General features: G+C 69.5%; 29 protein-coding genes. 19 read left to right on the top strand and 10 right to left on the bottom strand.

Annotation, left to right across the window (positions count from 1 at the left end; genetic code table 11):
* Positions 1 to 11: 11 nt before the first annotated feature.
* Complete coding sequence (locus tag BMZ25_RS09570; RefSeq protein WP_235859833.1) at positions 12 to 569, bottom strand: invasion associated locus B family protein; 558 nt, start codon at positions 567 to 569, stop codon at positions 12 to 14.
* A gap of 171 nt (positions 570 to 740) precedes the next feature.
* Here BMZ25_RS09570 and BMZ25_RS09565 point away from each other — a divergent pair, with 171 nt between their 5' ends.
* Positions 741 to 1,730, top strand: a complete 990-nt coding sequence (locus tag BMZ25_RS09565; RefSeq protein WP_092692764.1) for an asparaginase — start codon at positions 741 to 743, stop codon at positions 1,728 to 1,730.
* A gap of 2 nt (positions 1,731 to 1,732) precedes the next feature.
* Here the strand turns inward: BMZ25_RS09565 and serB are convergent, their stop codons facing one another.
* Complete coding sequence (gene serB / locus BMZ25_RS09560; RefSeq protein WP_092693467.1) at positions 1,733 to 2,605, bottom strand: phosphoserine phosphatase SerB; 873 nt, start codon at positions 2,603 to 2,605, stop codon at positions 1,733 to 1,735.
* Positions 2,606 to 2,899: 294 nt separating this feature from the next.
* On the opposite strand from serB, the gene BMZ25_RS09555 reads away from it, so the two are divergent.
* The 3 genes from BMZ25_RS09555 to BMZ25_RS09545 all read left to right on the top strand — a co-directional run bounded on the left by BMZ25_RS09555 (position 2,900) and on the right by BMZ25_RS09545 (position 6,592).
* Complete coding sequence (locus tag BMZ25_RS09555) at positions 2,900 to 4,057, top strand: phosphoserine transaminase (RefSeq protein ID WP_092692762.1); 1,158 nt, start codon at positions 2,900 to 2,902, stop codon at positions 4,055 to 4,057.
* Between the two features lie 92 nt (positions 4,058 to 4,149).
* On the top strand, positions 4,150 to 5,745 hold the full coding sequence (gene serA, locus BMZ25_RS09550; protein WP_092692759.1) for a phosphoglycerate dehydrogenase: 1,596 nt from the start codon (positions 4,150 to 4,152) through the stop codon (positions 5,743 to 5,745).
* A gap of 106 nt (positions 5,746 to 5,851) precedes the next feature.
* The gene (locus tag BMZ25_RS09545) at positions 5,852 to 6,592 is read left to right on the top strand and encodes a metallophosphoesterase family protein (RefSeq protein ID WP_092692756.1); all 741 of its coding nucleotides are present in this window, start codon (positions 5,852 to 5,854) and stop codon (positions 6,590 to 6,592) included.
* 13 nt (positions 6,593 to 6,605) lie between these two features.
* Here the strand turns inward: BMZ25_RS09545 and BMZ25_RS21290 are convergent, their stop codons facing one another.
* Positions 6,606 to 6,728 carry a hypothetical protein gene (locus BMZ25_RS21290; protein WP_268874205.1) on the bottom strand — a complete coding sequence of 41 codons (123 nt, stop codon included), beginning with the start codon at positions 6,726 to 6,728 and terminating at the stop codon, positions 6,606 to 6,608.
* A gap of 139 nt (positions 6,729 to 6,867) precedes the next feature.
* Here BMZ25_RS21290 and BMZ25_RS09540 point away from each other — a divergent pair, with 139 nt between their 5' ends.
* The 5 genes from BMZ25_RS09540 (at position 6,868) to BMZ25_RS20840 (ending at position 11,183) form a co-directional block, all read left to right on the top strand.
* Positions 6,868 to 7,803, top strand: a complete 936-nt coding sequence (locus BMZ25_RS09540; protein ID WP_092692753.1) for a diacylglycerol/lipid kinase family protein — start codon at positions 6,868 to 6,870, stop codon at positions 7,801 to 7,803.
* Entirely contained in the window at positions 7,803 to 8,606 is an 804-nt protein-coding gene (locus BMZ25_RS09535) for a metallophosphoesterase family protein (protein ID WP_092692750.1), read from the top strand. Before BMZ25_RS09540 ends, BMZ25_RS09535 begins: the two co-directional genes overlap by 1 nt.
* A 72-nt stretch (positions 8,607 to 8,678) precedes the next feature.
* Complete coding sequence (locus BMZ25_RS09530) at positions 8,679 to 9,701, top strand: aspartate-semialdehyde dehydrogenase (RefSeq protein ID WP_092692744.1); 1,023 nt, start codon at positions 8,679 to 8,681, stop codon at positions 9,699 to 9,701.
* A 117-nt stretch (positions 9,702 to 9,818) separates the two neighbouring features.
* Positions 9,819 to 10,781 (top strand): lytic transglycosylase domain-containing protein, encoded by a 963-nt coding sequence (locus tag BMZ25_RS09525; RefSeq protein ID WP_092692739.1) that lies wholly within the window; start codon positions 9,819 to 9,821, stop codon positions 10,779 to 10,781.
* Positions 10,782 to 11,027: 246 nt separating this feature from the next.
* Positions 11,028 to 11,183: a hypothetical protein gene (locus BMZ25_RS20840; RefSeq protein ID WP_177190435.1), complete on the top strand. Its 156-nt coding sequence runs from the start codon at positions 11,028 to 11,030 to the stop codon at positions 11,181 to 11,183.
* A gap of 1 nt (position 11,184) precedes the next feature.
* Here BMZ25_RS20840 and BMZ25_RS09520 read toward each other — a convergent pair whose 3' ends face one another.
* Complete coding sequence (locus BMZ25_RS09520) at positions 11,185 to 11,835, bottom strand: carbonic anhydrase (RefSeq protein WP_092692737.1); 651 nt, start codon at positions 11,833 to 11,835, stop codon at positions 11,185 to 11,187.
* Between the two features lie 151 nt (positions 11,836 to 11,986).
* Here BMZ25_RS09520 and BMZ25_RS09515 point away from each other — a divergent pair, with 151 nt between their 5' ends.
* From BMZ25_RS09515 to BMZ25_RS09505, 3 genes are all read left to right on the top strand, one after another.
* On the top strand, positions 11,987 to 12,355 hold the full coding sequence (locus BMZ25_RS09515; RefSeq protein WP_092692735.1) for a hypothetical protein: 369 nt from the start codon (positions 11,987 to 11,989) through the stop codon (positions 12,353 to 12,355).
* A 68-nt stretch (positions 12,356 to 12,423) separates the two neighbouring features.
* Complete coding sequence (locus tag BMZ25_RS09510) at positions 12,424 to 13,809, top strand: leucyl aminopeptidase family protein (protein ID WP_092692730.1); 1,386 nt, start codon at positions 12,424 to 12,426, stop codon at positions 13,807 to 13,809.
* Positions 13,806 to 14,645: a C40 family peptidase gene (locus tag BMZ25_RS09505; protein WP_092692725.1), complete on the top strand. Its 840-nt coding sequence runs from the start codon at positions 13,806 to 13,808 to the stop codon at positions 14,643 to 14,645. Before BMZ25_RS09510 ends, BMZ25_RS09505 begins: the two co-directional genes overlap by 4 nt.
* Here BMZ25_RS09505 and BMZ25_RS09500 read toward each other — a convergent pair.
* Both BMZ25_RS09500 and BMZ25_RS09495 read right to left on the bottom strand, forming a co-directional pair.
* Entirely contained in the window at positions 14,626 to 14,973 is a 348-nt protein-coding gene (locus BMZ25_RS09500; protein ID WP_092692720.1) for a DUF2794 domain-containing protein, read from the bottom strand. The two genes, BMZ25_RS09505 and BMZ25_RS09500, sit on opposite strands and share 20 nt — an antisense overlap.
* A 45-nt stretch (positions 14,974 to 15,018) precedes the next feature.
* A complete protein-coding gene (locus BMZ25_RS09495; RefSeq protein WP_092692717.1) occupies positions 15,019 to 16,665 on the bottom strand; it encodes a DUF6504 family protein in 1,647 nt (548 codons plus the stop codon).
* Between the two features lie 216 nt (positions 16,666 to 16,881).
* Between BMZ25_RS09495 and BMZ25_RS09490 the strand changes: the two genes are divergently transcribed.
* Complete coding sequence (locus BMZ25_RS09490; RefSeq protein WP_092692714.1) at positions 16,882 to 17,376, top strand: MarR family winged helix-turn-helix transcriptional regulator; 495 nt, start codon at positions 16,882 to 16,884, stop codon at positions 17,374 to 17,376.
* On the opposite strand, the gene BMZ25_RS09485 is transcribed toward BMZ25_RS09490, so the two are convergent.
* Positions 17,364 to 17,630, bottom strand: a complete 267-nt coding sequence (locus BMZ25_RS09485) for an I78 family peptidase inhibitor (RefSeq protein ID WP_143071513.1) — start codon at positions 17,628 to 17,630, stop codon at positions 17,364 to 17,366. The two genes, BMZ25_RS09490 and BMZ25_RS09485, sit on opposite strands and share 13 nt — an antisense overlap.
* A gap of 55 nt (positions 17,631 to 17,685) precedes the next feature.
* Here BMZ25_RS09485 and BMZ25_RS09480 point away from each other — a divergent pair, with 55 nt between their 5' ends.
* From BMZ25_RS09480 to BMZ25_RS09470, 3 genes are all read left to right on the top strand, one after another.
* The gene (locus tag BMZ25_RS09480) at positions 17,686 to 18,798 is read left to right on the top strand and encodes an S-(hydroxymethyl)glutathione dehydrogenase/class III alcohol dehydrogenase (protein WP_092692711.1); all 1,113 of its coding nucleotides are present in this window, start codon (positions 17,686 to 17,688) and stop codon (positions 18,796 to 18,798) included.
* Complete coding sequence (locus BMZ25_RS09475) at positions 18,795 to 19,280, top strand: GNAT family N-acetyltransferase (RefSeq protein WP_143071512.1); 486 nt, start codon at positions 18,795 to 18,797, stop codon at positions 19,278 to 19,280. The genes BMZ25_RS09480 and BMZ25_RS09475 overlap by 4 nt, the downstream gene beginning before the upstream one ends.
* A 124-nt stretch (positions 19,281 to 19,404) precedes the next feature.
* Entirely contained in the window at positions 19,405 to 20,121 is a 717-nt protein-coding gene (locus BMZ25_RS09470) for an NYN domain-containing protein (RefSeq protein ID WP_092692708.1), read from the top strand.
* A 13-nt stretch (positions 20,122 to 20,134) separates the two neighbouring features.
* Here the strand turns inward: BMZ25_RS09470 and BMZ25_RS09465 are convergent, their stop codons facing one another.
* Entirely contained in the window at positions 20,135 to 20,749 is a 615-nt protein-coding gene (locus BMZ25_RS09465; RefSeq protein ID WP_092692705.1) for a TetR/AcrR family transcriptional regulator, read from the bottom strand.
* 76 nt (positions 20,750 to 20,825) lie between these two features.
* Entirely contained in the window at positions 20,826 to 20,993 is a 168-nt protein-coding gene (locus BMZ25_RS20835) for a hypothetical protein (RefSeq protein WP_177190434.1), read from the bottom strand.
* 172 nt (positions 20,994 to 21,165) lie between these two features.
* Here BMZ25_RS20835 and fghA point away from each other — a divergent pair, with 172 nt between their 5' ends.
* From fghA to BMZ25_RS09450, 3 genes are read left to right on the top strand one after another with little or no spacing between them, the layout of a single operon-like run.
* Positions 21,166 to 21,999 carry an S-formylglutathione hydrolase gene (fghA, locus tag BMZ25_RS21160; protein WP_092692701.1) on the top strand — a complete coding sequence of 278 codons (834 nt, stop codon included), beginning with the start codon at positions 21,166 to 21,168 and terminating at the stop codon, positions 21,997 to 21,999.
* Complete coding sequence (locus BMZ25_RS21155; RefSeq protein WP_092692698.1) at positions 21,996 to 22,436, top strand: YaiI/YqxD family protein; 441 nt, start codon at positions 21,996 to 21,998, stop codon at positions 22,434 to 22,436. Before fghA ends, BMZ25_RS21155 begins: the two co-directional genes overlap by 4 nt.
* A 46-nt stretch (positions 22,437 to 22,482) precedes the next feature.
* Positions 22,483 to 23,106: an HAD family hydrolase gene (locus BMZ25_RS09450; protein WP_092692695.1), complete on the top strand. Its 624-nt coding sequence runs from the start codon at positions 22,483 to 22,485 to the stop codon at positions 23,104 to 23,106.
* Here the strand turns inward: BMZ25_RS09450 and BMZ25_RS09445 are convergent.
* Positions 23,103 to 23,699, bottom strand: coding sequence for a glutathione S-transferase family protein (locus tag BMZ25_RS09445; RefSeq protein WP_092692692.1), 597 nt, complete (start codon positions 23,697 to 23,699; stop codon positions 23,103 to 23,105). The two genes, BMZ25_RS09450 and BMZ25_RS09445, sit on opposite strands and share 4 nt — an antisense overlap.
* Positions 23,700 to 23,701 lie beyond the last annotated feature (2 nt).

Below are 23,701 nucleotides of genomic sequence, written 5' to 3'. Positions count from 1 at the left end.
GGTGTCGGTTGTCACTCCGAGCAGCGCTGCTCGGCATCCTCCATCGCGGCGGAAAAGCCGTAGAGCGAGAACGTGTCCGCCGTGGTCGTGCCGCGGCTGGAGCGCGCGGTCATCGTCGCGTCGGCGCCGGCGCGCATCGCCGAGATCAGCTCGGAATCGCCCGAGGAACTGGCCGGCCAGGCCCAGCCGATCATGTCGCCCTCGGAATCGCGGACGTTCTCGGTGAACATCTCGAACTCGCGACCACCGATGTCGACGCTGACGGTCGAATCGTCCGCGAACGGATAGCCACCGGTGAACGTGACCTCGCCGCTCTCGCCGGGGCGGAACGTGACGAACAGCAGGATGTCGCCCCGCGTGACCGAGACGACCTCGCCGTTGCGGGTGTTGACGGTCTCTGTCGGGGCCGAGACGCCCCAGCACTCCTTTGGATCGTCCTCGACGAAGACGCTCCAGGCGGTTTCGACCGAGACGCGATTGGTCGACTCGTCCTGCGCTGCGGCGGGCAGCGCCGCGGCGAGGGTCGTCAGTGCGGCGCCTGCGAGGGACTGCCGGATACCGGATTTCATCTTGATAAGTGCCTCCAACTGCCTCTGCCTCTGGGCGGAACCGCGTTTGCCAGACGTGCCTGCGCGGTATCAATCCCTTTCCATGTCTGAACGCAAAGAGTAACGATAACCGGCCGATTTGTGAAAGCCCTCGGGGCACGAATTCTCCGATACGTGAAAGGAGGGCCGCCAATGCCCGACCCGCATCCGCTGGCCGAGCTGTGGCGCGGCGATCTGCGCGAATCAGTGCACGTGGGACACGCCGTCATCTGCGGTCCGGACGGGGAGGTGCTCGACGCCTGGGGCGACCCAGAGGCGGTGATCTATCCCCGGTCGTCGTGCAAGATGATCCAGGCGCTGCCCCTGGTCGAGTCCGGCGCGGCGGATGCCTTTGGCCTGAGCGAGGCGCAGCTGGCGCTGGCCTGCGCCAGCCACGAGGGCGCGGCCCTGCACGCCGACGCCGTCGGGGCGTGGCTGGGCGATCTGGGATTGGGTGAGGACGACCTGCTGTGCGGCCCGGAACCGCCGCGCGACAAGGCGCTGAAATTCTCGCTGATCCGCGAGCATGCCGCACCCGGCCAGGTGCACAACAACTGTTCCGGCAAGCATGCCGGCTTTCTGACCCTGGCCAAGCACCTGGGTGCGGGGCCGGACTATGTCGCGCCGGACCATCCCGTGCAGCAACGGGTGCGCGCCGCGTTCGAAGACCTCACAGGCGTCCCCAGCCCCGGATACGGGTTCGACGGCTGCTCGGCGCCGAACTTCGCCACCACGATGCACGGGCTGGCCCGCGCGATGGCCCGCTTCGCCACGGCGGACGAGACGGACGCGCGGGACCGTGCCATGCGCCGCCTGACCTGCGCGATGATCGACCATCCACTCCTGGTCGCCGGGGAGGGACGCGCCTGCACCGAACTGATGGAGGCCACCGGCACCGTCGCGATCAAGACCGGGGCGGAAGGGGTCTTCGTGGCGATCCTGCCGGACAAGGGTATCGGCCTGGCGGTCAAGGCGGCGGACGGTGCGAGGCGGGCGGCCGAGTGTGCGGTCGCCGCGCTGTTGATCCGGCTTGGGGTGCTCGACCCCGACCATGCGGCCACGCGCAAGCGGTGGAACGCCCCGGTGCGGAACCGGCGCGCCGCCGAGGTCGGGATGTTGCGCCCCGCGCCCGGCTTCGGCTGAGGTCAGGGCCGGACGAACTCGTCGCGGCTGTAGCCCTGAATGTAGAGAAGCGCGGTCAGGTCGCCCCGGTCGATCCGCACCTGCGCCTCGGCCGCGACCGAGGGCTTGGCGTGGAGCGCGACACCGAGGCCCGCGCGCTGCAGCATGCCCAGGTCGTTCGCGCCGTCGCCCACGGCGAGCACGTCGGCATCCGTGAGCCCCAGCCGGGCGGTGAGGTCGTCGAGCGCGGCGATCTTGGCCTCGCGCCCGAGAATCGGCTCGGCCACGCCGCCGGTCAGCCGCCCGCCCTCGGCGAGAAGCGTGTTGGCGCGGTGTTCGTGAAAGCCCAGACGCTCGGCAATCGGGCCGGAGAAGTTGGTGAAGCCGCCCGACACCAGGGCCGCGTGGGCCCCGTGCGCCCGCATGGTCGCCAGCAGCTCCGGCCCGCCCGGCGCGAGCGTGATTCGCCGCTCCAGCACATCGACGATGATCGATTCGGGCAGCCCGTCGAGCAGCGCGACACGCTCCCGCAGGGCGCCTTCGAAACCCAGCTCGCCGTTCATCGCGCGGGCGGTGATCGCCGAGACCCGCTCTCCGACGCCGGCCTCGGCGGCCAGTTCGTCGATGCATTCCTGCCCGATCATGGTCGAATCCATGTCGGCGAGAAGCAGGCGCTTGCGGCGGTTGTCGGCCGGCACGACCGCGATGTCGACGCCGCCGGGGCGCAGGTCGTCCTGCACGCTCGCCAGGTTGTCCGGCAATCGCGCCAGGGGAAACTCGGCCGCCTCGTCCGGCGACAGCCACTGGGCATCGCCGCCGCCCCAGGCGTTGCGCAGCGAATCGACCAGCGCGGGTTCGAGCCCGCCTGGCGCGGCGATCAGAATGGCGGTGTGCATCATCGTCCTCCGTTCGTCGCGCGGCTTGAACCACGAATTTCGCGCGGGCACCAGCCGGCGGGATCCGGGCGGAGCGCCTTCGGCGCGCGCGATGGTTGGCGCCGCTTCGGGCGGCGCGTTGCGGGGGCGCTGCCCCCGTCCGCCGGGGGCGGACTCCCCCGGGATATTTTCGGGGACCAAAGAGGCGTGGCGGGGTCGGAGGGAGAAAGGTCTTGCTTGTTTGCGACACTTGGCCTAGCTCCAGCGGCGGGACACCCCTCCCCAACGAGGGGCAAATATCTGGAAGGGTATGATATGTCTGACCTGACGACCCCGGCCGCGCGGCCGGCAAATCCGCGTTTTTCGTCCGGCCCCTGTGCCAAACCCCCCGTCTTCACCCTCGATTCGCTTGCCGACGCGCCGCTTGGGCGCTCGCATCGTGCCGCCGCGGGCAAGTCCAAGCTGAAGCAGGCCATCGAGGAGACCCGCGAGATCCTCGGCGTGCCGGCGGATTACCGGATCGGCATCGTTCCGGGGTCCGATACCGGCGCCTACGAGATGGCGATGTGGTCGATGCTGGGCGAGCGCCCGGTCGAGATGGTTGCCTGGGAAAGCTTCGGCGCAGGCTGGGTGACCGACGCGGTCAAGCAGCTGAAGCTCGATGCGCGGGTGCACGAGGCCGATTACGGCCAGATCACCGACATGGCGTCGCTCGATTACGACCGGGATGTCTGCTTTACCTGGAACGGGACGACGAGTGGTGTGCGTGTGCCGTCGGGGGACGTGATCCCGGCGGATCGGCAGGGGCTGACCCTGTGCGATGCGACCTCGGCGGCGTTCGCGATGGAACTGCCCTGGGACAAGCTCGACGTGGTCACATTCTCCTGGCAGAAGGTGCTGGGCGGCGAGGCGGCGCACGGGATGCTGATCCTGTCGCCGCGGGCCGTGGAGCGGCTCGAGAATTACACGCCGGCGTGGCCGCTGCCGAAGGTGTTCCGGCTGACCAAGGGCGGGAAGCTGAACGAGGGCATCTTCGAGGGCGCGACGATCAACACGCCGTCGATGCTGTGCGTCGAGGATTACCTGCAGGCGCTGGACTGGGCGAAAAAAGTCGGCGGTCTCAAGGGGTTGATCGATCGGGCGGAGAAGAACTTCGCGGTGGTCGACCGGTTCGTGGCCGCGCATGACTGGATCGAGTTCCTGGCCGAGACGCCGGAGACGCGGTCGACCACGAGCGTCTGCCTGAAATTCGACGACGACCGGATCGCCGAGCCGGACGCCTTTGCCAAGGCGGTCCAGAAAAGGCTGGAAAAAGAAGGCGTTGCCTATGATGTCGGCGCCTATCGGGACGCGCCCGCGGGTCTGCGGATCTGGTGCGGCGGGACCGTCGAGGCGGCCGATCTGGAGGCGCTGATGCCCTGGATCGAGTGGGCCTTCCATGCCGAGCTGGAGGCGCAGGCGAAAGCCGCCTGATCGCCCAATCGGCCATGCACGGCCCGTGCACCATCCGTGCACGGGGCGTGCACAGAACGTCATACAACCAGACAATCGAAGGAGTGCCAGACATGGCTCCGAAAGTGCTCGTCAGCGACAAGCTGAGCGAAACCGCCGTGCAGATTTTCCGCGACCGCGGCATCGAGGTCGACTTCGAGCCGGGCCTCGGCAAGGACAAGGACAAGCTGCTGGAGGTGATCGGCCAGTACGATGGTCTCGCCATCCGCTCGGCCACCAAGGTCAGCGACAAGGTGCTGGAGGCCGGCGTGAACCTGAAGGTCGTCGGCCGTGCCGGGATCGGCGTCGACAACGTCGACATCCCGACCGCCAGCAAGAACGGCGTCATCGTGATGAACACGCCGTTCGGCAACTCGATCACCACGGCGGAGCACGCCATCGCGATGATGTTCGCCGTGGCCCGCCAGATCCCCGAGGCGAGCGCCTCGACCCATGCGGGCAAGTGGGAGAAGTCGAAGTTCATGGGCGTCGAGCTGACCGGCAAGACGCTGGGTGTGATCGGCGCCGGGAACATCGGCTCGATCGTGATCGACCGCGCCAACGGGCTGCGCATGAAGGTGCTGGCCTATGATCCGTTCCTGAGCGAGGAGCGCGCGGCGCAGCTGGGCGTGCGCAAGGTCGAGCTGGACGAGATGCTGCAGAAGGCGGACTTCGTCACCCTGCACGTGCCGCTGACCGAGAAGACCAAGAACATCCTCTCGAAGGAGAACATCGCCAAGATGAAGCGCGGCGCGCGCGTCATCAACTGCGCCCGCGGCGGTCTCGTGGACGAGGCGGCGCTGGCCGAGGCGATCCAGGAGGGCCGGATCGGCGGCGCGGGCTTCGACGTGTTCATCGACGAGCCGGCGACCGACAACCCGCTTTTCAACCTGCCGAACGTCGTCTGCACCCCGCACCTGGGCGCGGCCACGACCGAGGCGCAGGAGAACGTCGCCATCCAGGTGGCCGAGCAGATGGCGGACTACCTGATGACCGGCGCCGTCACCAACGCGCTGAACATGCCGTCGGTCACCGCCGAGGAGGCCAAGGTCATGGGGCCGTGGGTCACGCTGGCCGGCAACCTGGGCGATTTCGTCGGCCAGATGACCGACGAGCCGATCAAGGCGATCAACATCCTCTACAACGGCCATGTCGCCGAGATGAACACCGCGGCGCTGAACGCTTCGGTCATCGCGGGCGTGATGACCGCGACCAACCCGGACGTGAACATGGTCTCGGCGCCGGTCATGGCGAAGGATCGCGGGGTGGACATCACCACCACGACCCAGGGCAAGACCGGGGTGTTCGACGCCTATATCAAGCTGACGGTCAAGACCGCCGAGCGTGAGCGCTCGATCGCGGGCACGGTGTTCAGCGACGGCAAGCCGCGCTTTATCCAGATCAAGGGCATCAACATCGATGCCGAGGTGGGCGAGCACATGCTCTATACCACCAACAAGGACCAGCCGGGCATGATCGGCACGCTGGGCCGGACTCTGGGCGAGGGCGGCGTGAACATCGCCAACTTCACGCTCGGCCGGTCGGACCGGGGCAAGGACGCGATCGCGCTTCTGTATCTCGACGACACGCCGCCGGAGAACGTGCTGAAGGAGCTGCGCGACACCGGCCTGTTCGAGCAGATCCGGCCGCTGCAGTTCACGGTCGCCTGATCGTGCGCGCGCCGGGCCGCCGGGGCCCGGCGCCGACGCTTTTCAATGGCGCCGGGGCGCGTATGGTGCGCCCCGGCGCCATTTTTTTGTTTCCAGGGAGTTCCCCATGCGGACCTATGCGATCGGCGACATTCACGGGCAGCTCGGCTTGCTGCGCGACGCCCACGAGAGGATCGCGGCGGACCGCGCCGCCTGCGACGACGAGACGGCGCCGGTGATCCACCTGGGCGACCTGTGCGACCGGGGACCGGACACGCGCGGGGTGATCGAGCTGCTGCTGGAGGGGATCGGCGCCGGCGCGCCGTGGATCGTTCTGAAGGGCAACCACGACCGGATGTTCCAGGGGTTCCTCGAGACGCCGGATTTCCAGGACCCGCGGCTGAGGCCCGAGCTGGGCTGGCTGGATCCGCGGCTGGGCGGCACCGAGACGCTGCGCAGCTACGGGGTGGAGGATGCCGACCAGCGCGCATCGCGCGAGGTCTGGGACGAGGCGCAGGGCGCCGTTCCCGAGGCGCATCTGCGGTTCCTGCAGGGGTTGCCGCTGATGCATGTCACCGACGAGATCATCTATGTTCACGCGGGCATCCGGCCCGGCGTGCCGCTGGACCGGCAGGTCGAGGACGATCTCGTGTGGATCCGCGACGGGTTCCTGAACGACAACCGCAGTCACGGGCGGCTGGTCGTGCACGGGCACACCGTCGTCGAGAGGGCGACGCATTTCGGCAACCGCGTCGACCTGGACACCGGCGCAGGCTATGGCGACCCGATGACCGCCGCGGTCATCGAGGGGCGCGATGTCTACGTGCTGGAAGAGGACGGCCGCCGGAAACTGCGCCCGCCCTACTGAGGCCGCTGGCCGCTCAGCGCGAATACTTCATGTAGTTGAAGACGCTGAAGCCCAGCAATGCGAGCAGGATGATGATGCCGAGAAAGTAGCCCATGGAATCTTTCCTTTCCTCCGTGGCGCGGCGGGTCGGCACCACCCGGTCATCGTGACCAGAGGCCGGCCCGCGATCAAGTCCGGACTGAGGGAAAGCCGAAGGGGCGTGAGCGGTTCCGCTTGCGGAACTGTGCCGCGCTGCCGCACGTTCGTGCAAGTCCGAGTGCCGAGGAGCCTGTCCGATGTCCACGCAACCGCAGACAGAGCAGCCGCGCCTCTGCATCCTGATGAATCCCGGTTCGGGTAAGCAGGGCGGCCGCAGCGGCATGGACGACCATGTCCGCGCGTTCGCCGAGGAGCGGCCCCATGTCACCCTGCGCGAGCCCGCCGAAGGCGAATCGCTGGGCGACGTCGCGCGTGAGGTCGTCGCGGGGGGCTATGACATCGTGGTGGCCGCCGGGGGCGACGGCACGATCGGGGCCGTGGCCTCGGCGCTGCTGCAGGCGGGGGGCGAGACCCGGCTGGGCATCCTGCCGATGGGGACGTTCAACTTCTTCGCCCGCAGCCTGGGCATTCCGATGGACATCGACGAGGCGCTGCAGGTGCTGGTGACCGGCGAGGCGATGCCGATGAGCATCGGCGAGGTGAACGGCGTGCCGTTCCTGAACAACGCGAGCCTCGGCATCTATCCCGCGATCCTGGAGCGGCGCGAGAAGGTCTATCGGCGCTGGGGGCGGTCGCGTCTTGCGGCCTATTGGTCGGTGCTGCTGACGCTGGCGGGTTTTCGCCGGGCGCGGACGCTGAGGGTCAGCGTCGACGGCGTCGAGCGGCGGCGGCGGACGCCTTTGGTCTTCGTCGCGAACTCGGCCTACCAGCTGCAGGAATACGATCTCGACGGCGCCTCCTATATCCGCGAGGGGCATTTCGCCGTCTTCCTGGCGCCCGATGTCGGCCGGCTGGGGCTGATGAAGTTCGCCGTGCTGCTGCTGGGCCGGTCGGTGCGCAAGCATCGCGACATCGAGGTGCTGCACGGCCGCAAGATCGAGATCTCGGGCCCCGGCTCGCGGCTGGTGGCGCGGGACGGCGAGCGCGAGAAGATGACGCCGCCGTTCCGTTTCGTCCGGCACGAGGACGCGTTGCGGGTGATCGCGCCCGCGCGGCCAGAGACGGAGGCGTGATGCGGCGTGTGGTGCATCTTTCGGACCTGCATTTCGACCGCATCCGCCCCGAGCTGGTGGGGCCCCTGATCGACACGGTCTCGGGGATGATGCCGCACCTGGTGGTGGTGTCCGGCGACCTGACCCAGCGGGCGCGGGACCGGCAGTTCGCGCAGGCGCGCAATTTCCTCGACCGGCTGGAGGTGCCGGCGGTGCTGACGGTGCCGGGCAATCACGACGTGCCGCTGGACGAGCCGCTGCAGCGCTTCACCGCGCCGTTCCGCCGCTATCGCCGCCATATCGACCGTGCGCTGGAGCCGCGGTTCGAGGATGCGGAGCTGTGCGTGCAGGGGATGAACACGGTGAACCCCCTGTCCTGGCAGACCGGGCGGCTGGGCAACCGCGCGCTGAAACGGCTTGAGCGGGGCTTCGGCGATGCGGGCGACCGGATGCGGTTGGTGGTGCTGCATCACCCGCTGTCGCACCCGCCCGGCGTCGACAAGCGCGAGATGAGCGGGGCCAAGGACGCCGCGGGCAGCCTGGGCGATCACGGCGCGGACATCGTGCTGTGCGGCCACCTGCACACCTGGCGGGCCGACCGCTATCGCGTCGCCGGAGAGCGGGGGCGGGGCACGCTGCTGGTGCAGGCGGGCACCGTGCTGTCGGACCGCGTCCGCGGCGAGGGCAACGATTTCAACCTGCTCACGGTGGACGGGCCGCGGGTCACCATCGACCGCTATGTCGCCGGGGGGCGAGCGGCCTATGACCTGCAGCGCAGCGTCACCTATCGCCGGGAAGCGACGGAATGGCAGCGGCTGGAGTGACCCGGAGGCATGGCAGGCTTCCGTTTCGGGCGGGCTTCCGCTATCACCCCGCGAACCAATTTGGAGAGAAACATGGGCTACAAAGTCGTCGTCGTCGGCGCCACGGGCAATGTGGGCCGCGAAATGCTGAACATTCTGGCAGAACGCCAGTTCCCGATCGACGAAATCGCCGCTCTGGCCTCGCGCCGCAGTCTTGGCACCGAGGTGAGCTTTGGCGACCAGACGCTGAAGACCCAGGACCTGGAGCAGTTCGACTTTGCCGGCTGGGACATGGCGCTGTTCGCCATCGGTTCGGACGCGACGAAGGAATACGCGCCCAAGGCGGCGAAGGCCGGCTGCGTGGTGATCGACAACTCGTCGCTCTACCGCTACGACCCGGACGTCCCGCTGGTCGTGCCGGAAGTGAACCCCGAGGCGGTCGAGGGCTATTCCAAGAAGAACATCATCGCCAATCCCAACTGCTCGACCGCGCAGATGGTCGTGGCGCTGAAGCCGCTGCATGACCGCGCCAAGATCAAGCGCGTCGTGGTCTCGACCTATCAGTCCGTCTCGGGCTCGGGGAAAGAGGCGATCGACGAGCTGTGGGATCAGACCAAGTCGATCTACAACCCGACCGACGAGTACGAGCCCAAGGTCTATCCCAAGCAGATCGCGTTCAACGTCATTCCCCATATCGACGTCTTCCTCGAGGACGGCTCGACCAAGGAGGAATGGAAGATGGTCGCCGAGACCAAGAAGATCGTCGACACGTCGATCAAGGTTACGGCGACCTGCGTGCGCGTGCCGGTCTTCGTCGGCCACGGCGAGGCGATCAACCTGGAGTTCGAGGATCACCTGGACGAGGCCGAGGCGCGCGACATCCTGCGCGAGGCGCCGGGGATCATGGTCGTCGACAAGCGCGAGGACGGCGGCTATGCCACGCCGGTCGATTGCGTGGGCGACTTCGCCACCTTCATCAGCCGCATCCGCCAGGATTCGACGATAGATAACGGCCTGAACTTCTGGTGCGTCAGCGACAACCTCCGCAAGGGCGCGGCGCTGAACGCGGTGCAGATCGCCGAGACGCTTGGCCAGCGCGTGCTGAAGAAGGGCTGAGGCCCGCACGCGACCGCGACGGTCACGGAGTCATGGCGGCGTCCCCGGATCGGGGGCGCCGTCTTTCGCTTGTGGGGGCGACACCGCGCGGGCTTGCCAGCTTTCGGGGCGCGGCCCATGTTCCCGGCCATGCGCCGCGGTGTCCTGTGCCTTTTCCTCGTTGTCTGCGGTCTGGCCCCGGTGCCGGAGGTCCGCGCGCAGGACGCGACGCCCGCGGCCGAGGGCGCGATGGTGCCCGAGCTGCGGCCGCGCGAGCGGCCCGAGAACCTTGGGCGCGAGGTCCGCTGCACCGAGGGCGGGGATCATTGCATCGCGCTCGACACCTATCTCGACGATGTCTGCGGCCTGATCGAGACCGCCTCGGACGAGGTCGGGATCGACACTGGGTTCTTTGCACGGCTCCTGTGGAAGGAAAGCCTGTTCGATGCCACCGCGATCAGCCCGGCGGGCGCCCAGGGCATCGCGCAGTTCATGCCGGGCACGGCGGTCCTGCGGGGACTGGCCGACCCGTTCAACCCGGCCGAGGCGATCTTTGCCTCGGCGACCTACCTGGCCGAGCTGTCGGAGCGGTTCGGCAACCTGGGCCTTGCCGCCGCCGCCTACAACGGGGGCGAGGCGCGGATGGAGCGGTTCCTGGCCAATTCCGACACGATCCTGCCGGGCGAGACGCAGGATTACGTCGCCTCGATCACCGGGCATACCGCGCGGGCCTGGCGCGACACCCCGCCCGAGACGGTGGACTACCGGCTGGACGGAGAGACCCCGTTCGAGAACGCGTGCCTGACCCAGGCCGAGGGCCGCTCGATCCGCGAGTTCCGCGATCCGGTGCCGCCCTGGGGCGTGATCGTCGCCGCCGCCCGGCGCCCCGGCACCGCCGAGGTCTTTGCCGAGAGGGCGCGGTCGGACAGCGCGGGCATCCTCGACGGGGTCGAGGTGAACATCGTGCGGTCCGCGCTGCCGGGCCGCGGGAGCGGCCGGCAGTACACGGCGCAGGTTCCGGCGCAGAGCCGCGACGAGGCCCGCGCCCTGTGCCGCCGGCTTCAGGCGCGGGGCGGGTTCTGCCTGGTGACGCGGAACTGAGACGCGATATTCACGATGATTTTTCCGCACGGGAGCCGGCGCGATAAGCGCAGGTATTTCAATGCGTTGCGCGTTAACCGCAAAGGCCCGGCATCGCGCGGGGCTCGCGTAAGGCGGAAAACAACCGGGCCTGCGTGAAACTTTGCCCCGTTCTTTACGTGTTTCACGGGTGAAGGTCGGGCCGCCCCGGTGGCGGGTTCCGATATGCGGATGCCGGCCCGGTCCGGCCCTTGAGAGGAGGACGTCATGTCCGAGCTGATGGAAAAGGCGCGCGCCCGTCGCGTTGCCGCGCTGAAGGCGCTGCGCGCGCCGCAGACCAATATCTTCACCGGTCTCGACGATGAGGACGAGGCCCCGGCCGTGCGGCGTCGGGAACGGCCGGAACTTGTCTCTGCCGCGTGAGTCACACCGCGGCGAAGCCCTCGCCCGAGATGCCCAGCGAGTAGAGCTGGCCCTCGCCGATGTCGGTCCACAGTCCGTGCAGCGACAGGCTGCCGTTTTCGACCGCGCTGCGCACGAACGGGAAGGTCATCAGGTTCTCGAGCGATACGTTGACGGCCTCATGCTCGAGCGCGCGGCGGCGCGTCGTTTCGTCGGCCTCGGCCGGCAGACGCTCGAACCCGGGGCGCAGCAGGTCCATCCAGCGGCCGACAAAGCTGCTTTTCTCTTCCAGGTCGGGGGCGTGGCCCGAGCACATGTCGTAGCAGCCCGCGACGCCGCCGCAGCTGGAATGACCCAGGATGATCAGGTGCGCGACCTTGAGCGACGTGACCGCGAACTCGACCGCGGCGGAGGTGCCGTGCTGGTTTCCGTCGGGCTCGTAGGGCGGGACGAGGTTGGCGATGTTGCGGTGGATGAAGAACTCGCCCTGATCGGCGCCGAAGATCGACGTGACGTTCACCCGGCTGTCGCAGCACGAGATGACCATCGCGCGCGGGCGCTGGCCTTCGTCCGCGAGGCGCTTGTACCAGGCGCGGTTCTCGGCAAAGGTCGTCGCCTTCCAGCCATGATAGCGTTGCGCAAGATATGTCGGCAGCGGCCTGACATGCTCCATTCCCGCCCTCCTTTCGCGTGATGCGGCCCGGATCGATGGCCATTCGTCTGAAATTCGCGCGATTTCTGCGCGTGGCAACACCCCGAGCGCAAGGGATTCTTGAGAAAAGCCGCCTAGACCGGTCGTGGGGAACGATGGACGGGCGGGTCACATGGGGAAGGTAACGGTGCTGCAGCCGCTAGAACAGGTCCGATGGGATTGTGCGGTGGTGTCGGCGCCCGCCGGTCGGGCCGAAGAACTCGCCCGCGGCGATACGATGGATTTTCTGGCACTGGAACTGGCACGGGTGGCGCTGGCCTATCGCGATGCGCGGTTCGACCGGCTGCGCCGGGCCGCGGGCCGCGTGGCAGAGCTGTCGTCGGACGCCCGGCTGGACCGCATGGCGCTGGTGGCGCGGACGGTGGTGGCGCTGGCGGGCGGCCGGGACGAGATCGCGCTGGCCGCGAACGTGGCGCGGCTGGACCGGCTGGGCGACGCGACGCTCTGCGTGATCTGGTCGGTGCGCGAGCCGCTCTGCTGAGCGGGGCTTGCGGGTGCGGCGCTGCGGACTAGGGTGGCGACATTCCGGAACGCACCGCAGGATCCCCGATGACACTGACCTTTGCCGAGCCCACCGCAGATGCCCTGCCGCTGACGCCGCTGCGTCCCGCCGATGTCGAGGGCTGGATCGCGTCGGCGCCCAGGGCGCAGGCCGCCTGGGTCACGGCGGCCGGCTTTGCCGCGGGGCCGGGCGCGGTCTGCGTCCTGCCTGGCGAGGACGGCGCCCCGGCCGGCGCTTTGGTGGGGCTGGGCGATCCGGCCCGCGCGGGCCGCGAGCGGTTCGTGCTGGCGCGCGCCCGCGCGGCGCTGCCGGCGGGGACGTGGCGGCTGGAAGGTACGCTGGAGCCCGAGGCCCTCGACGAGGCCGCGCTGGGCTGGCTGCTGGAGGGCTACCGCTTCGACCGCTACGCCTCGCAGAGCGTGCCGCCGGCGCAGCTGGTCGCGCCAGAGGGTTGCGATGCCGCCCGGATCGAGGCGATCGCGGCGGGCGAGGCGCTGAGCCGCGATCTCATCAACACTCCGGCCGAGGACATGGGCCCCGACCAGCTGGAAGCGGCGGCGCGGGACCTGGCCTCGGATTTCGGCGCCGGGGTGCGCGTGACCGCGGGCGACGACCTGCTGGCGCAGAACCTGCCGCTGATCCACACCGTCGGCCGGGCCAGCCCGCGCAGCCCGCGCCTGATCGACATGGAATGGGGCCAGTCCGGCCCGCGCGTCACGCTTGTCGGCAAGGGCGTGTGCTTTGATACCGGTGGTCTGAACCTCAAGCCCGGCAGCTCGATGGGCCTGATGAAGAAGGACATGGGCGGCGCTGCGGCGGTACTGGGGCTGGCGCGGATGATCATGGCGCTGAAGCTGCCCGTGCGCCTGCGGGTGCTGGTCCCCGCGGTCGAGAACAGCGTCTCGGGGGCGTCGTTCCGGCCAGGGGACATCCTGACCTCGCGCAAGGGGCTGACGGTCGAGATCAACAACACCGACGCCGAGGGGCGGCTCGTGCTGGCCGACGCGCTGGCGCTGGCCGCCGAGGAGGATACCGACCTTCTGGTGTCGATGGCGACGCTGACCGGCGCCGCGCGGGTGGCCGTGGGGCCGGACATCGCGCCGTTCTACACCGACGACGACGCCTTTGCCGCGCTCCTCGCCGAATCCGCGGGGGCGGTGCGCGATCCGGTCTGGCGGATGCCGTTCTGGGAGCCCTACGAGACGATGATCGAGCCGGGCATCGCCGACCTCGACAACGCGCCGAAGGGCGGGTTCGCCGGGTCGATCACCGCCGCGCTGTTCCTGCGCCGCTTTGCCGAGGGCGCGCCGCGCTATGCGCATTTCGACATCTACGGCTGGCAGCCCACCGCCGCCCCGGCGCGGCCCAAGGGCGGTGTCGCGCAGGGCGCGCGGGCGATCCTGCAGGCGCTGCCGGGGGCGCTGGGCCTGTGAGCGACCGCCGCCTGACGCCGGCCAATGGCCGTGTCGCGGCCGAGACCCTGCGCGGCACGGTGACGGCCGACCGCTATGTCGCGGGCGAGGCGGCGCGCGTCGTGCCCTTCGCGGCCTTCCTGCACGCCACCCCCGGCGGCGCGCGGGACCGCGAGCTGCTGCACGGCGACGCCGTGCAGGTGTTCGAGCGGCGGGACGGCTGGGCCTTCGTGCAGGCGGCGAAGGATTCCTATTGCGGCTATGTCGACGCGGCGGCGCTGGGCCCGGCCGAGACGCCGACCCACGTCGTCGCCCTGCGGCACACCCATGTCTATCCCGCGCCCGACATCAAGCAGCCCCCGGACCGGCGGCTGCCGTTCGGGGCCGCCGTGGCGTGTGCCGATACGGGCGAGACATGGGCGGCCCTGGCGGACGGCGGGCATGTGAAGGCGGCGCATCTGCGTCGCATCGGGCGGCCGTGGCGCGATCCGGTCGCGGTGGCCGAGACGTTCCTTGGCACGCCCTATCTCTGGGCCGGCAACACCGGCGACGGGATCGACTGTTCCGGCCTGGTTCAGGCCGCGCTCTTGGCCTGCGGCATCGCCTGTCCGGGCGACAGCGATCTGCAGGAGGCGCTGGGAGAGCCGCTAGGGGACGAGGCGCCGCTGCGGCGGGGCGACCTGGTGTTCTGGAAGGGCCACGTGGCGATGGCCGTGGACGGCGGGACGCTGATCCACGCCAATGCCCACGCGATGGCCGTGGTTCACGAGGATGCGCGCGCGGCCGTGGCGCGGATCGCCGCGCAGGGCGACGGACCGGTCACCGCGCGGCGGCGGATCACTCCACCGGGCGGATGAGCTTGCGCTCGAGCACGCGGAGCACGGTCCTGAGATCGTGCCCGCGCTTGAGGATCTGGCCGTCCATGCCGATCACGGAATACTGCCCCTGCCGGTTGCGCAGCTTGGGGCGCTTCTCGATGCGGTAGAGCGGATGCTCGGCCGCGCGGCGAAAGACCGAGAACACGGCAACTTCGCGCAGGAAGGACATGCCGTAGTCGCGCCATTCTCCTGCGGCGACCATCTGTCCGTAGAGTGTCAGGATCACCCCGAGCTCCCGCTTGTCGAAGGCGACGGTGTGGTCGGGCGAGGCGGGCTGCGGGAACGGCGTGGGCGTCTGCACTGTCATCCCGTCAAGAGTGGCGCCGCCGCTGGGTAAAATCAAGCGCGACGGTCAGGGGAAGGTCCCCTGGCAGAACCAGCCCGCCGACATCGCCCCGCCATGGGCGTAGAACAGCCACAGCCGGTCGCCCGAGGTGGCCGTCACGCGCCAGTAGTCGCGCACGCCCGAGCGCCACTCGGGCTCGTCCAGCCACCATTCCGGCGCGATCCGTTCGGGTCCCAGCACGGCGGCGGTGGTGAAGTCGCGCCCGCGCCAGCGGAAGGTCTCGGGCGGGGTGGGGCGCGTGGGAGCCTGCACCGGCTCGGGCCGCCACAGCATCAGCGGGCGCGGCTGTTCGGGCTCGGGCCAGTCGTGCGCCGGTTCCGACCACGCGGCGGACAGCACGATGCAGGTCTTTTCGGGAATGTGGCTGTCCCCCGGATGGCGGCGGGTGATCGCGTCCATCCCGACGCGGGCGCCGAGGCGGCCGATCAGGTCCTCCATCGCGGTCTCGCCGCGCTGCTGGCGCAGGGCGCGGGCGGTGGCCTCGGCATGGCCGCCATGCTGCCGGAGCGAGACGGGCTCGGTCACCGTGGCGACGAGGCGGATCACGTCGATGCCGAAACCCGCGTCGATCTCGGCCAGCTTCAACTCGAGCAGGGGGCGAATCCGGTCGGGCGCCTGCGCCGCGCGGGCCAACCCGATCTCGGCCCATTCCATCGCCCCGTCGGTGCGGTGGCAGATCAGCTGCACCTGTCGCGCGCCCTTGGCCTTCCTCGTGAGCTTGTCGCACAGGGGCGGCAGCAGCCGGTCGATCGCGGCGAGCATGTCCTCTTCCAGCCCGATCGGGTCGGGCAGGCTGAGGCGCACGCCGAAATGGTCCGGCGGCTTCGAGGGCGAGACGGGTTCGGGCGACACGCCCATCGCCTGGTCCATCCGGTCGACCAGCGGCCGCCCGAACCGCCGCGCCAGCCCGGCGCGGGGCTGGTTCACGAGCTCTTCGACCCGCCGCAGCCCGAGCCGCCCGAGCTGGGCCACGGTGTCGGGCGGCAGGCGCAGGGCCGCCAGCGGCAGCGCGGCCAGCGCCTGCCGCGTCTGCCCCGGCTGGGCGATGCGGGAATCGGGCGCCACCGGCACCATGTCGGCGACGTCGCGCTCCCACCGGCGGCGCTTGGCGGCGCGGGAGCGGGTGGCGTGCGCCTCCTGGTCGATGGCGTCGCCGGAGCGCGCGGACGCGGCTCCGCGACCGGCATAGCGGGCCAGCGCCCAGGCCGCGCCCACCGTGTCGGCGATGCCGGCCAGCACGGTCAGCCGCAGGTCCTCGCAATCCTCCGTCACCTGGCGCATCACCTCGGGCTCGCCGCCGAAGAGATGGGCGCAGCCGGTCAGGTCGATCACCAACGAGTCGGGCGGATGCTCGGCGACCCAGGGACTGAACTTCGTCGCCCACCGCCGCAGCGCGGTCAGGAAGTCGGCATCGGCGCGCGGCATGTGCGTCCGGGTCACCAGGGCGGGGCACATCGCGGTGGCGTCGCGCAGCGGCTGGTGGCGCCGCAACCCGGCCGCCTCGGCCGCCTGCGACAGGCTGACCAGCACCTGCGCCCCGCCGGACTCGCCCACCACGGCCAGGGGGCCGTCGGTGGTGCCCCGCTGGGCGCGCAGCAGGCGTTCGGCCCCCATCCGGGGAAACCAGAGGGAGAGGATGCGGCGGTTGGGCATTTCGGTGCGGCAGCAAATGTTCCTGTTATGTTCCGATCTAGCGGCCCCCCGGCCCGGAGTCGAGTCCACCGTCCGCTGTCCCGCGGGCCGACGGACCCGTGCCGGGACGTGACGCGGCGCCGCGGGGAGCTATCTTATGGGACAGGCGGCCGAAAAGACGGCGCTGCGAAGACGGCTGGAATCTCCGCCCCGATTGATGGATCACTCGAACCCGACATGAGCATGCAGCACGACAGTCCCGCCCTCCGTCTCGACGACCAGCTCTGCTTCGCCCTCTACGCGGCGACGAATGCCGTGACGCGCGCCTACCGCCCGCTGCTGCAGCGGCTGGGGCTGACATATCCGCAATACCTGGTGATGCTCGTGCTCTGGCAGGACGGCGAAAGCCCGGTCGGCGCCATCGCGGCCCGCCTGTCGCTGCCGCACAACGCACTGGTGCCGATGATCGACCGGCTCGAGGGGGCCGGCTTCGTTTCGCGCCGCCGCGACGACGGCGACCGCCGCCGCACCCTGGTCCGCCTGACGGACGAGGGCCGCCGGCTGGAAGCCGACGCCGCCGCCGCGCAGGCGCAGGTGGTCTGCGAGACCGGCCTGCAGCCCGAGGCGCTGTCGGCCCTGCGCGACGAGCTCAAGGCGCTGCTGTCCCGGATGAACGCGGCGGAGGGCCCGGCGGGCCTCTCCACCAACTACGAACGCGATCAGCCGCAATAGGCGCGGATGATCGTGCCCTCGCCGTCCAGCTCCAGGTTCAGCCGGTCGGGACGGTAATCCTGCGTCACCATCTCGTTCGGCCGGATCACCCGCGTGTCCAGCGATTGCGGCAGTGTGACCGCCGCCAGCGGCCGGCCGACCAGCCCGTCATAGGCGCCCTCCCGGCAGGTCTCGACCGGCGCGTCCCCGGTCATCGGCGGCGCGCAGGCGGACAGCCCCAGAAGCGCCGCGCAGAGGATCGTCTTCGGTTGCATTCGGGTCTCCTTTCAGGAAATGGTTTCGGCCGACACTCGCATGAAGGAGCCCCCCATGAGAACACGTGCCGCCGTCGCCCTCGAAGCGGGAAAGCCCCTCGAGATCATGGATGTGGAGCTTGAGGGACCGAAGGAGGGCGAGGTCCTGGTCGAGATCAAGGCGACCGGCATCTGCCACACGGACGAGTTCACCCGCTCCGGCGGGGACCCCGAGGGCCTGTTCCCCTCGATCCTGGGGCACGAGGGTGCGGGCGTCGTCGTCGAGGTGGGCCCCGGAGTCAGGTCGCTGAAGCCCGGTGACCACGTGATCCCGCTCTATACCGCCGAATGCCGCGAGTGCGAATACTGCCTCAACCCCAAGACCAACCTCTGCCAGGCGGTGCGCTCGACCCAGGGACAGGGCGTGATGCCCGACGGCACCTCGCGTTTCTCGATGCCGGACGGCACCAAGCTGCACCACTACATGGGGTGCTCGACCTTCGCGAACCACACCGTCCTGCCCGAGATCTCGCTGGCCAAGATCCGTGAGGACGCGCCGTTCGACAAGGTCTGCTACATCGGCTGCGGCGTCACCACCGGCGTCGGCGCGGTGATCAACACCGCCAAGGTCGAGATCGGCGCCACCGCGATCGTCTTCGGCCTCGGCGGTATCGGCCTCAACGTGATCCAGGGTCTCCGGCTTGCGGGCGCCGACCGCATCGTCGGCGTGGACCTGAACCCCGAGAAGAAGGTCCTGGCCGAGAAGTTCGGCATGACCGACTTCGTGAACCCCAACGACGTCGACGGCCCGCTCGCGCCCTATCTCGTCGACTATACCGGCGGCGGCGGCGACTACACCTTCGACGCCACCGGCAACGTCAACGTCATGCGCCAGGCGCTCGAATCCGCCCACAAGGGCTGGGGCGAGTCGATCATCATCGGCGTGGCGCCCGCCGGGGCCGAGATCTCGACGCGCCCGTTCCAGCTGGTGACGGGCCGGGTCTGGAAGGGCACCGCCTTCGGCGGCGCGCGCGGCCGGACCGACGTGCCGAAGATCGTCGACTGGTACATGGAGGGCAAGATCGAGATCGATCCGATGATCACCCACACGATGGGCCTCGACGACATCAACCACGGCTTCGACCTGATGCACGAGGGCAAGTCGATCCGCTCGGTGGTGACCTATTGACCCTCACGGTCCGCCCCGCCATCGCGGCGGACCGTCCCGCGCTCTGGGCCATGCTCGAACCGGTGATCCGCGCCGGCGAGACCTACGCCTATCCCACGGACTGGTCCGAGGAGGCGGCGATGGCCCACTGGCTGTCGCCCGCCCACAGCGTCTTCGTCGCCGCCGACGAGACGCCCCTCGGCACCTATTACCTCAAGGCGAACCAGGCGGGGAACGGCGACCATGTCTGCAACGCCGGTTTCGTCACCGCCCCGGCGGCGCGGGGTCGCGGCGTCGCCCGCGCGATGCTGGCCCACGCGCTCGACGAGGCGCGGCGGCAGGGCTTCGCGGCGATGCAATTCAACTGCGTCGTCGCCACCAACACCCGCGCGATCGCGATCTGGCAGGACCACGGGTTCGAGACGGTGGGCCGCCTGCCGGGCGCGTTCCGCCACCCCGTCGAAGGCACGGTCGACGCCCTGGTGATGTATCGCCACCTCTGAGCCCCTGTCGCGCCGGGCTCCGGCCTGCTAACCATCGCGGCAACTTCTTCTGCCCGGAAATATCCTCGGGGGTCCGGGGGCAGACAGCCCCCGGGGTCCTCCGCCAGAGACAAGGCCCGTCACGATGCCCGACCGCTCCCGACCGCTCTACGCCGTCCTCATCGACGCCGACAACATCCCCGTGCGCTACGCCGCCGCGATCCTGACCGAGATCACCACCTTCGGCGAGCCGGCCCTGCGGCGCGTCTACGGCGACTGGTCCTCGGGCCAGCTCCGGGGCTGGACAGAGACGGTGCGCGAGCTGGGCCTCGTGGCGCACCAGGAGACGGCCAACACCAAGGGCAAGAACGCCAGCGACATCGGCCTCGTGATCGACGCGATGGACATCCTGCACACCGGCCGGTTCGACGGCTTCGTGCTGGTGTCTTCGGACAGCGACTTCACCGCGCTCGCCAACCGCATCCGCGAGCAGGGCCTCGACGTCATCGGCATCGGCGAGCGCAAGGCGCCCGAGAGCCTGCGCAATGTCTGCAACCGTTTCGTGCTGATCGAGAACATCGTCGACGAGCCCGAGAGCTCGCCCAAGACCAAGGACGAGGGGTCGGGCGGCAAGCGCGATCCGATGGACGCGGTGCCGCTGATCCTGCGGGCGATGGACAAGATCGAGCAGGACGACGAATGGTACGCGCTGGGCCCGCTCGGCCAGTACATCGTCGCCGACACGCCGGACTTCGACACGCGGACCTACGGCAAGCGCAAACTCAGCGACCTCGTGCAGGATCTGAAGCGGTTCGAGACCAAGCGCATCGGCAACCAGCTGTTCGTGCGCCGCGTCGACTGACGCGGGCCCGGCGTCAGGCGCCGTAGCGGGCCAGGAACATGTCCACGGCGCCGGTCAGGACGCGCTCGATCTCGTCGGTGGTGAAGGTCGCCTGCACGCCGAAGACGATGCGCGGGAACAGCTCCACCTTGCACAGCTCGGCGAACTGGTGCGCGGCCAGCGGCAGGTCGTCGATCGCCAGTTCCCCGCGCGACATGGCGAGCTGGAAGTAGTCGGTCAGCCGCTTTTCGACCAGCCGCGGCCCGCTGTCGTAGAAGCTTTCCCCCAGATCGGGAAACCGGTCCGATTCCGCGACGCAGATGCGGAACACGCGCTGTCCGAAATCCGACAGGTAGAACCGGATCATGTGGCGCCCGGCCTCGGCCAACACGTCGCGGGGCGGGCGGCTCATGTCGATCCGCGTCACCGCCTCCTCGGCCTGGCGGCGGCATTCGCACTTGGCCACCTCGGTGAACAGCAGGCGCTTGTCGGGGAAATAGCTGTAGAGCGTCGCCTTCGACACGCAGGCCGCCTTGGCGATGTCGTCGACGCTGGCGCCTTCGAAGCCGTCGTTGAGAAAGACCTCGCGCGCGCCTTCGAGAACCTGATCGAATTTGCGGCCGCGCCGGATCCCGTCGAGTGCGTTCATCCACTTCTCTCCTGTCCCCGGCGCGCGGGCCGCAGGGGCGGCGGCGGACGCCGGGTCGTGTCAGGAAGAATGGGGATCAGCGGCCCTCCGCGCAACCCGCTCCTTGCGTCGCCGTCGTGGCGTCGCGGGTGACCGGCTGGGTCTGCGTGTCGGGAAAGTCGAGCCGGGGCAGGTCGACGACGGGTCCGGCCGCGGCGGCGCCGGCGGTCAGGGACAGAAGGGTGGCGAGAGCAAGGCGTTTCATGGCTGTCTCCGGTTTGTTGTCGCACTGATATGAACAGTTCAGTTCAGTTTCGCAAGGCATAACTGAACTGATCGGTTCACATGGCTTCCGCGGCCGGTGGGACGGCGCTTGCCGCGGCCCCGGTGCCGCGCTAGCCCTCTGGACGACACAGGCATGCAGAAGGGATGGCACCGTGAAGACAGTTTCCGAGACCGCCAGTTTCGGCGGCACCCAGGGGGTGTACGCGCACCAGTCCTCGGTCTGCGCGTGCGAGATGACGTTCGGCCTCTACCTGCCGCCGGCGGCCGCCTACGGGCCGGTGCCGGTGCTGTGGTACCTGTCGGGCCTGACCTGCACGCACGAGAACGCGATGACCAAGGCCGGCGCCCAGGGCTGGGCGGCCGAGCATGGCCTGGCGCTGGTCTTTCCCGACACCTCGCCGCGGGGCGACGACGTGGCCGACGACGAGGCGTTCGATCTGGGCAAGGGCGCAGGCTTCTACGTCAACGCGACCGAGAAGCCCTGGGCGCCGCATTATCGCATGTGGGACTACATCGCGCAGGAGCTGCCCGACCTCGTCTTCGACGCCTTCCCGCTGGACCGCGAGATGCAGGCGATCACGGGACATTCCATGGGCGGCCACGGGGCGCTGACCCTGGCGATGACCTATCCCGACCGGTTCTCCAGCGTCTCGGCCTTCTCGCCGATCTGCAATCCCGTCGACAGCGAGTGGGGCATCAAGCAGCTCGGCGCCTACTTGGGCGACGACCGCGAGGCGTGGAGCGCGCACGATTCCTCGCTGCTGATGGCCGAGCGCGGCTTCGACGGGCCGGTCCTGTGCGACACCGGCACCAAGGATCAGTTCGCCGACCGCCTGAAGCCCGAGACGCTGGCCGCGGCGATGGCGGCGCGGCGGCAGCACGGCGCGTTCCGGATGCAGCCCGGTTACGATCACAGCTATTTCTTCGTGGCCTCCTTCATGGAAGAGCACGTCGCCTTTCACGCGGGGGCGATGGGGCTGGCGTGATCTACGTCGATGCCGATGCCTGCCCGGTGAAGGCCGAGGTTGAACGGGTCGCGACGCGGCGCGGCGAGCGTGTGGCCTTCGTCTGCAACGGCGGGCTGCGTCCCTCGGCCAATCCGCTGATCGAGGTCGTGTTCGTCGACGCGGGCGCGGACGAGGCCGACAAGTGGATCGCCGCGCAGGCCTCGGCCGGCGACGTGGTGATCACCGCCGACATCCCGCTGGCGGCGCGGTGCGTCGAGGCGGGGGCGCAGGTCCTGACCCATACAGGCGAGCGGCTGACCGAGGCGAATGTGGGAGCGGCCCTGGCGACCCGCGACCTGATGGCGGATCTGCGCGCGGCCGATCCGCTGGCGACGGGCGGCGGCGGCCGGGCCTTCGGCAAGGCCGACCGATCGCGTTTCGCCGAGGCCCTCGAGCGGGTCTTGCGGCTGGGATGAGCCGGTGGCAGGCGGTCCCGAGATGACAAGGTAAAGGAGAGCGGACGTGGCGGTGGATGCGGTGATCTTCGATATCGGCAACGTGCTGATCGAATGGCAGCCAGAGACCTATTACGACCGGGTCTACGGCGAGGACCGGCGGCGCGAGATGTTCGCCGAGGTCGACCTGCACGGCATGAACGACGAGGTCGACCGCGGCGCCGACTTCCGCGACACGATTTATGCCACGGCCGAGCAGTATCCCCATTTCCGCCGGGAAATCCGCGACTGGCACGACAACTGGATCGAACTGGCGCAGCCGGTGATTCCCTATTCCGTCTCGCTCCTGCGAGCGCTGCGGTCCAAGGGGGTTCCCGTCTACGCCCTGACCAATTTCGGAATCGGCAGCTTTGCCTATGCCGAGACGCAGTATCCCTTCCTGGCCGAGTTCGACCGGCGGTTCATCTCGGGGCATATGGGCGTCATCAAGCCCGATGCCGGCATCTATCGCCAGCTCGAGACCGAGATCGAGATCCGCCCCGAGCGGCTTCTGTTCACCGACGACAAGGCCGACAACATCGCGATGGCCGAAACCCGCGGCTGGCAGACCCACCTGTTCGAGGGCCCGCAGGGCTGGGCCGACCGGCTGGTGGACGAGGGCCTGCTGACGCCCGCGGAAGCGGCGGCCTAGACCTCGCCCGCTTCGGCCGCCTTGCGGTAGGCCGGCCGGTCGCGCAGCCGTTCGAGATAGGACGACAGGTTGGCGTCGCCGGTGGGAAACCCGGCGACCTCGGCCCAGCCGAGGCAGTGGCCGGCGATGATGTCGGGAACGGTCATGTCGTCCCCCATCAGGAACGGATGCGCCCCGAGCCGTTCCGACAGCCGCGTGAGCGCACGCTCGACCTCCCACTTGAGGCTGTCCTTGATCGCGGGCACCCGGCGCTCCTCGGGCAGGATGAAGCTGTGCCGCGCTGCGGTCCAGAGCGCGGCGTCGAGCTCGTCCAGCAGGAAGTGCGTCACGCCGTCCTGCCGCGCCCGGTCCAGCGTCCCCGCGGGGCGGGTGAACGCGTCGTGGCGGTCCGCGAGATACATCAGGATCGCCGTGGAATCGGTCAGCGGCGTCTCGTCCACCAGAAGCACCGGCACCTTGCCCAGCGGGTTGTGCCGCAGCACCGGGTCGGATTGCGGCGCCTCGGCGCGGTACTCGAACTCGAGTCCGAGTTCATGAAGCATCCAGAGCGGTCGGAACGCGCGGCTCTGGGGGATGCCGATCAGCGTGTACATGG

The organism is Tranquillimonas rosea, from assembly GCF_900111315.1.
GTDB classification, from domain to species: domain Bacteria; phylum Pseudomonadota; class Alphaproteobacteria; order Rhodobacterales; family Rhodobacteraceae; genus Tranquillimonas; species Tranquillimonas rosea.
This window is presented reverse-complemented; position numbering and strand designations above follow the sequence as displayed.

Bases quoted from the DNA above. Each gene is read 5' to 3' on its own strand.
- BMZ25_RS09570 (WP_235859833.1), bottom strand. From the start codon at position 569: ATGAAATCCGGTATCCGGCAGTCCCTCGCAGGCGCCGCACTGACGACC.
- BMZ25_RS09565 (WP_092692764.1), top strand. From the start codon at position 741: ATGCCCGACCCGCATCCGCTGGCCGAGCTGTGGCGCGGCGATCTGCGC.
- serB (WP_092693467.1), bottom strand. From the start codon at position 2,605: ATGCACACCGCCATTCTGATCGCCGCGCCAGGCGGGCTCGAACCCGCG.
- BMZ25_RS09555 (WP_092692762.1), top strand. From the start codon at position 2,900: ATGTCTGACCTGACGACCCCGGCCGCGCGGCCGGCAAATCCGCGTTTT.
- serA (WP_092692759.1), top strand. From the start codon at position 4,150: ATGGCTCCGAAAGTGCTCGTCAGCGACAAGCTGAGCGAAACCGCCGTG.
- BMZ25_RS09545 (WP_092692756.1), top strand. From the start codon at position 5,852: ATGCGGACCTATGCGATCGGCGACATTCACGGGCAGCTCGGCTTGCTG.
- BMZ25_RS09540 (WP_092692753.1), top strand. From the start codon at position 6,868: ATGTCCACGCAACCGCAGACAGAGCAGCCGCGCCTCTGCATCCTGATG.
- BMZ25_RS09535 (WP_092692750.1), top strand. From the start codon at position 7,803: ATGCGGCGTGTGGTGCATCTTTCGGACCTGCATTTCGACCGCATCCGC.
- BMZ25_RS09530 (WP_092692744.1), top strand. From the start codon at position 8,679: ATGGGCTACAAAGTCGTCGTCGTCGGCGCCACGGGCAATGTGGGCCGC.
- BMZ25_RS09525 (WP_092692739.1), top strand. From the start codon at position 9,819: ATGTTCCCGGCCATGCGCCGCGGTGTCCTGTGCCTTTTCCTCGTTGTC.
- BMZ25_RS20840 (WP_177190435.1), top strand. From the start codon at position 11,028: ATGTCCGAGCTGATGGAAAAGGCGCGCGCCCGTCGCGTTGCCGCGCTG.
- BMZ25_RS09520 (WP_092692737.1), bottom strand. From the start codon at position 11,835: ATGGAGCATGTCAGGCCGCTGCCGACATATCTTGCGCAACGCTATCAT.
- BMZ25_RS09515 (WP_092692735.1), top strand. From the start codon at position 11,987: ATGGGGAAGGTAACGGTGCTGCAGCCGCTAGAACAGGTCCGATGGGAT.
- BMZ25_RS09510 (WP_092692730.1), top strand. From the start codon at position 12,424: ATGACACTGACCTTTGCCGAGCCCACCGCAGATGCCCTGCCGCTGACG.
- BMZ25_RS09500 (WP_092692720.1), bottom strand. From the start codon at position 14,973: ATGACAGTGCAGACGCCCACGCCGTTCCCGCAGCCCGCCTCGCCCGAC.
- BMZ25_RS09495 (WP_092692717.1), bottom strand. From the start codon at position 16,665: ATGCCCAACCGCCGCATCCTCTCCCTCTGGTTTCCCCGGATGGGGGCC.
- BMZ25_RS09490 (WP_092692714.1), top strand. From the start codon at position 16,882: ATGAGCATGCAGCACGACAGTCCCGCCCTCCGTCTCGACGACCAGCTC.
- BMZ25_RS09485 (WP_143071513.1), bottom strand. From the start codon at position 17,630: ATGCAACCGAAGACGATCCTCTGCGCGGCGCTTCTGGGGCTGTCCGCC.
- BMZ25_RS09480 (WP_092692711.1), top strand. From the start codon at position 17,686: ATGAGAACACGTGCCGCCGTCGCCCTCGAAGCGGGAAAGCCCCTCGAG.
- BMZ25_RS09470 (WP_092692708.1), top strand. From the start codon at position 19,405: ATGCCCGACCGCTCCCGACCGCTCTACGCCGTCCTCATCGACGCCGAC.
- BMZ25_RS09465 (WP_092692705.1), bottom strand. From the start codon at position 20,749: ATGAACGCACTCGACGGGATCCGGCGCGGCCGCAAATTCGATCAGGTT.
- BMZ25_RS20835 (WP_177190434.1), bottom strand. From the start codon at position 20,993: ATGAAACGCCTTGCTCTCGCCACCCTTCTGTCCCTGACCGCCGGCGCC.
- BMZ25_RS09445 (WP_092692692.1), bottom strand. From the start codon at position 23,699: ATGTACACGCTGATCGGCATCCCCCAGAGCCGCGCGTTCCGACCGCTC.